The organism is Stenotrophomonas sp. MMGLT7 (assembly GCF_021168555.1).
Lineage (GTDB): Bacteria > Pseudomonadota > Gammaproteobacteria > Xanthomonadales > Xanthomonadaceae > MMGLT7.
In genome coordinates, this window is sequence record NZ_JAJOZS010000032.1 from 1 (window position 1) to 5,980 (window position 5,980).

Sequence of the window (5,980 nt, forward strand, 5' to 3'; positions counted from 1 at the left end):
CGCGGTAGTTGTCGGCCTGGTGGACCAGATGCCCCAGGTTCAATTGCGTCTGCGCCTGGGTGGTCGCCAGCTGCAGCCTCAGCTGCGCGTCGCTGTCGTCGAACACCAGCTGGCTGTAGCCGCTGCCGTGCCACTGTGCCCCACTAATTTCCTATCGCGTCCACAACATCTCATATCGTCCGCAATGACGTCCGTTACGCCGCAAACTATCACTGGAACATCACTGACGTCTCTGATCGATTTTTATCTCAACGCAGTATAGGACCACCGGGCTGCACGATTTTTCGCAGCCCATCCTCAAAGGCCTCTCTCGCCGCATTGCCAGCTGCATCCACCGTTTCGTTCACGACTTCGCCTAACGCCCGTTGGGCGCTCTCCTTTGCGTCGGACACCGAGCGCTTCACCGAATCCACCGCATCGCTCACTCCATCGCGCACGGCTTCGCCCAACCGCTCGCCGTGGTACCGAGCCTCGTCGAGCAACTGGATCGACTCATGATCGTGGTCCAGCACCCGACGGTACTGGCCATGGCCATTGGCCTCGCGCCGGGTTCCGGTGCCCAGCACGTTCTTCACCACCCAGCCCTCGAAGCCGGCGCTGTCACGCAGGTCGGCGGCATCGGCATCGGTGAAGACCGGTAGGCCGGCAGGATTCTTCTCGTCGTTTTGGATGGGGTTCTGCGCCAGCACGCGCTGCTCGAAACGGTTCAGTTCGTACTTGCTCGCACTGGCCCGCGCCATGACGGCCGCATCGTATTCCCCCTGGTCCTCCAGCTCGCCGGCCAGGGCGAGCAGGCGTTCACGCGCAGCATGCTTCTTGCGAATCTCGTTGGCGAAGGCGTTCTTGTCCGCCTGGGAGAGCGGCCCCAGCAGCCAGAAGCCGGAATGGGAGTCATGGACGTACTCGTCGAAGAAGCGATCGACCTCGGCCGGGATCGGCGTGGCGTCGTCGACCGCGGCGACCAGCTCGCGCTGGGTGCGGCTAGGATTGGCCGGGACCTGGATGGTGCGGACGCCGATCCTGGACGCAATCTGGCGGGTGGAGGGGCGGTGCGCGACGCGGGCGTGCTCGATGTCGTCGCGCCAATCCAGGTTGCCCTCCTCCAGGTCCACCCGGTCCTGCGCACCTGCATTGCGCCAGCTCGACATCGCCCGGAACTGCGCGTCGGTACGCTTGCTGGCACGCCAGCGCCAGTAGCGGCGCATCTGCTCCTCCATGCGGTTTTCCACCACCCCGCGCCGGGAGCCGGACAGGTTCTCGCCCTTCTCGTCGGCTGGCGTCCATTGCAGGTAGGCGGAGAAGGCGCGTTCGAGGGCTGGGTCGATCTTGTAGTCGTCCTTGGTTTCTTCTTCAACCTCGTCCATGGGGAGCAGCCTTACTCCACCATTACACGCCTCGAAGTACATGTCGTTGAGCGGAATTTGCGACATCAGGCTGGAGCGCCCCGCCACCGCCTTGCCCTGGTCGCCCGGCGAATAGCCGCCGCCGATGTCCGAGTGCGCCCCCGGATAGACGAACTCCTTGGTGCGTGCCGGCCAACTGCCGCCGGCACGCGCCGTGGACAGCGGGAACGAACGCCGGATCTCGTGCGCGGCCACATAGTGGACGCTGGCCTCGGCATCGCCCATGCGCATGGTCTTGTTGGCCCAGTCGAACAGGCCGCGGCCGATCGGCGAGGAATCGGCCAGCAGCACCGAGGCCACCGTATCGTAGATGCCGAGGAAACGCAGGTTTACCGCGGCCGGGCCGACCTTGCCGCGCGTGGCCAGCGCCAGCCAGTTGCAGAAGGTGCGCGCCTCGGCCGCGCCGCGCGAGAAGCCGAACACCGACAGGTGCATTCGCGTGATCAGCGGGCGCTGGTCGCCCAGCGTCTTCAGCAGCCGCGCGTCCAGCCCGCGGAAGATCGACACCATCTTGGCATCGCCGCCGCGGTACCAGGTCCGCAGGCCGCTGATCGCGCTAGTAACTAGCGTCTTGGTTTCTTCTTCCTGCAAAAGGTCGAAGTTGGTGACCGAGGTCGCCACGGCATTGTAGAGCTGGACCAGCGCCCAGTGGATCCGGTCCTCGCCGCCGCGGGCCATGCTTTTGCCCTTCGGGTCCTCGCCGAGTTCGCCGATGTCCTTGAATTCCGTACCGACTCCAGGAATGTAGTACCTGAAATATTCGACCCTATCTTCGCGGTGGGCATCGTAGAGGCTGACGATGTTGGAATGCCCCTGGTTCTTGCGATCCCTCTCCATGTTGTTGTTGGTACCGTCGAAGAAGAGGGCGACGTGGATCTCGCGGGTGCAGCTCAACCCGTCCACCGCGGCGGTGCAGGCCTTGCCGGCGCGCTGGCTCAGTTCGCGCGCGGTCGGCCTGCGCTCGCTGCGCGGGAAATCCGCCGGGACCTCGGTCCTGCCGTCGGCGACGGCGCCGTACTTGTCGTTGTCCCAGTGGTCCCCCGCGGCGGCTGCCGTCAGCCGCTCGTAGGCCGGCGACCAGGTGCGCGACAGGTGTGGCTGCTGCGCGGAGGGCCTGAAGTAGAGGATCTGGTCGCCGTTAGCCAGCACCTGTGCCGTGTGGGTGACCTTGTCCAGCGCCTGGAAGTACCAGGCCTCCACCGCACCGTCGTCCTGGCGCCTGACCGCATACCACCCCGGCGTGAAATCGCTCATGGCTGCTGCTCCGCTTGGCCTTCAGGTATCGGCAATTGGGGCGGGCGCGGCGGCGGCCAGTCCGCCGGCTTGACCGGCGCGTCCGGCCCCTTGTAGCCGGTCGAGCCGGCGGCCCCGTTCCAGATCAACAGCCGCACCTCTCCCTCAGGCAAGAAATGCACGTTGAGCCGTGTCCCGGTCTTCTCGTACCGCTCGATCGGCACCACTTTCTCGTGCCATACCGGTTCAGTACGGATACCCGGAATGCCGCTGGAAGTGGTCCAGCGCACCGTCGCAGTCAACCCCGGACGCCACTGCCGCGGGTAGTCGATGCAGCATACGAAGCTGCCCCCGCCTCCATACGGGCGCGAGTTCCCCCCCCACTGGCCATCGACGTAAAACTGGTGGATATAGTCCTCGGTATGGTTATAGGCGCTGATCTTCGCCGTCGCCGTATCCGGGTCGCTCGCGGGCGACGGGCGGCAGGCCGCCAGCGCCAGCAGGCACAGCAACACGGCGGGCCAGCTGGCCCGCCACATTCGCAGAGACCGGGTCCGGTCACCTCGCTTCATCGCATCGTTCTCCCGTGTCGTGCCGGCCAGCCATCCCGGCGTGAAATCGCTCATGACTGCGGCTCCACTTGGCCTTCAGGCATCGGCAGTTGGGGCGGGCGCGGCGGCGGCCAGCCCGCCGGCTTGACCGGTGCGTCAGGCCCCTTGTAGCCGGTCGAGCCCGCCGAACCACTCCAGATCAGCAGGCGCACCTCGCCTTGCGGAAGGAAATGCACATTCAGCGTCGTCCCCGTCTTCTCGTACCGCTCGATCGGCACCACCTTCTCGTGCCATACCGGTTCAGTACGGATACCCGGAATGCCGCTGGAGGTGGTCCAGCGCACCGTCGCCGTCAGCCCCGGACGCCACTGCCGCGGGTAGCCGATGCAGCACACGAAGCGCCCCCCCCCCTCATACGGATAGGAGTTCCCGCCACCTTGCCCATCGACGTAGAACTGGTGGATATAGTCCTCGGTATGGTTGTAGGCACTGATGCTCGCCGTCGCCGTATCCGGCATATCGGCCGGTGCCGGGCGACACGAGGCCAATGCGATACAGAATGCCAGTCCCGCAAAGACGCGCTTGGCTTGCCTGTCCAGGCTCATGGCCGCTCCCCTGCGGGCTCGACCGCCTCGAACTCGGCCTTGTTGGCTTCCAGCCTGTCCCAGATCGCGTTGTCCCAGAGTGGCATGCGCTCGGCCAGCGCGAACCGGCCCGCACGCACGCCGTCCCACGTGTCCTGCAACGCCGACAGCCGGTGAAAATCCTCCCCGCAGCTCAGTGCAAGCACGACGAACTGCAGCCGGCTCTCTAGATCGCGGACGCAATAGCCATCTGCAGTCTGCAGAATGCGCTGCAGCGTTCCGTGGAATTCTCCGCGCTGCTGTGCCGGCACCAGCGAAGGGGTCTGTTCCAGCAGCAGGGAAAAGATCGCGTCCGGCTCGGATGCGGCACGAATGGCGCGGAACTGCGTCGCCGTCAATCGCAGGTGTTGCGAGGCATCGGGGACGCCGCTTCCCTGCTGCGGCCGCCAGCGGACATAGGCGCCACAGCGGTCGACCCAACCCCAGTCATCGACGACCGCGGCGACACGGGCGTGCTGCGCCAGGTCCAGCTGATGCAACAACGAAGGCAGCACACGGGTGTCGGCAAAACGGCAATGCACCAGTGCCGTTCTTTCCTCGATCCGGGCCCTGGCGAGGTAATCGGCCAATTGCTGCAGCGATGCCAGGGGAGCGGCGCAGTACAGCCAGCTCAGGGCCGTAGTGCCATTTGCCAGCCTCAGCAGATCGCGCACCTGCGCATCGCGCTGCTCCGGCAACTGCGCAAGCTTCACCAGCCAGACGGCCTGGTCCTCGAAAGTGGATAGGGGCGAGAAAGCATAGGCGTTGGCAGAAGACCATCCCCTGCGTCGTGCCTGATCGTGGAAATGGCCGGCATCGAGCAACGCCACGTCGGCCAATGCCCAGGATGGTGCCGGCGATGCGCTGCAGATCGATGCGACGAGCGTGTCCAGTTGCTGGGCAGCGAAGCGATCGCTGGCAAAAGCGACGGTAGCCATCGCGACGTGCCTCATTGCAGCGCCGCGAAGGGCGCTCCGCTGCGTGCTGCCTTGACCATGCACTCGACGCACACCGACTCGGGGAACAGAGGCAGTCCGTAGGCAAGGCTGGCCGGCCCGACGAAGGACTTCTTGGCCGCATGCACGCGGATGTTGCCCGGGCAGGCGAAAGTGATGTTGCCGCCTTCGATCGTCACGCTGGCGCCGCCGGCGGTGGCCAGGTGCACCGTCTTGCCCGCCGCCAGTTCCACCGCCGCGTTGGCGCTGACCACCTTCAGGCCCTGCCGCGAGCGCAGCCGCACTTCGTCGCCCTGCGCCTGCACGTCCAGCTCGCCCTCGCCGCTCACCACGCTCAGCGTGGTCGCCTCCTGCGTGCCTTCCACCGCCGCCGCCAGCAGGCCGATCGCCTGGCCGCTATGCAGCCGCGCGTCACCGGCGATCGCCGCCTCGCTGCCCTGACCGCTGCCCAGCGTCAGCGTCTCGCCCACGCTCCAGTGCAGGCTCTGGCCCGCGACCAGGCCGATCCCCGCCGGCGCCGCCAGGCCCAGCAGCGGATCGCCCAGCTGCGGCACCTTGCCTTCGCCCGGGGAAGCATCGTGCTCGATGGCCGCGCCCTGTGCCTGGTCGAAGGCCTCGCCCGGCACCGTCGTCTTCACGCTGGTCAGCAGCGCCTGCAGCGGCGCCTGCTCGCCGATCAGGCGGCTGTGCCCGGCCTGGCCGGCGCCTTCGTGCGCGGCCAGCTTCACCGTCAGGTGCGTGGCCGCCGCCTGCGAGAACGTCTGCCCCAGCTTCTGCAACTGCGTCAGCAGGGCGGTGGGCTGCACCGCCTCGCCGGCCGGGGTCGTGCCGTCGTGGCCATAGGCCGTCAGCCACAGCCCCGACTCGCCGCGCACCGCGCCCCAGGCGTCGCTGCGCAGTTCGAAGCCCTCGCCGCGAAAGCTGCCGCGGTAGTTGTCCGCCTGGTGGATCAAATGTCCCAGGTTCAGTTGCGTCTGCGCCTGGGTGGTCGCCAGCTGCAGCCTCAGCTGCGCGTCGCTGTCGTCGAACACCAGCTGGCTGTAGCCGCTGCCATGCCACTCCTTGGACTTGATCCCCCACAGCGCGGTGGCGTTGCGGTGCTGCTCCTCGCCGCCGCCGGCACCGTGCCAGGCCGGGGCGTGGCCGCCGGCCAGGTTGGCCTGCGCGCTGGGGCGGTGATCGCCGGCCTGGGCATAGGCCGCCGTGTCCGATTC

Annotated in this window: 5 protein-coding genes and 1 pseudogene; all 6 read right to left on the minus strand. The window is 67.0% G+C overall.

The features are described 5' to 3' along the window. Positions 1-136 (minus strand): annotated as a pseudogene (locus tag LRX76_RS18580) (type VI secretion system Vgr family protein); the annotation flags it as partial. Positions 137-248: 112 nt separating this feature from the next. Beyond that, positions 249-2,657, minus strand: coding sequence for a DUF2235 domain-containing protein (locus LRX76_RS18585; protein WP_231807117.1), 2,409 nt, complete (start codon positions 2,655-2,657; stop codon positions 249-251). After that, positions 2,654-3,175, minus strand: coding sequence for a DUF3304 domain-containing protein (locus LRX76_RS18590; protein WP_231807120.1), 522 nt, complete (start codon positions 3,173-3,175; stop codon positions 2,654-2,656). The genes LRX76_RS18585 and LRX76_RS18590 overlap by 4 nt, the downstream gene beginning before the upstream one ends. Positions 3,176-3,258: 83 nt before the next feature. Next, on the minus strand, positions 3,259-3,792 hold the full coding sequence (locus LRX76_RS18595) for a DUF3304 domain-containing protein (protein ID WP_331716795.1): 534 nt from the start codon (positions 3,790-3,792) through the stop codon (positions 3,259-3,261). Then, positions 3,789-4,748: a DUF4123 domain-containing protein gene (locus LRX76_RS18600; RefSeq protein ID WP_231807118.1), complete on the minus strand. Its 960-nt coding sequence runs from the start codon at positions 4,746-4,748 to the stop codon at positions 3,789-3,791. The genes LRX76_RS18595 and LRX76_RS18600 overlap by 4 nt, the downstream gene beginning before the upstream one ends. An 11-nt stretch (positions 4,749-4,759) precedes the next feature. Continuing rightward, on the minus strand, positions 4,760-5,980 hold a 1,221-nt coding region (locus LRX76_RS18605), incomplete at its 5' end, for a type VI secretion system Vgr family protein (protein WP_231807119.1).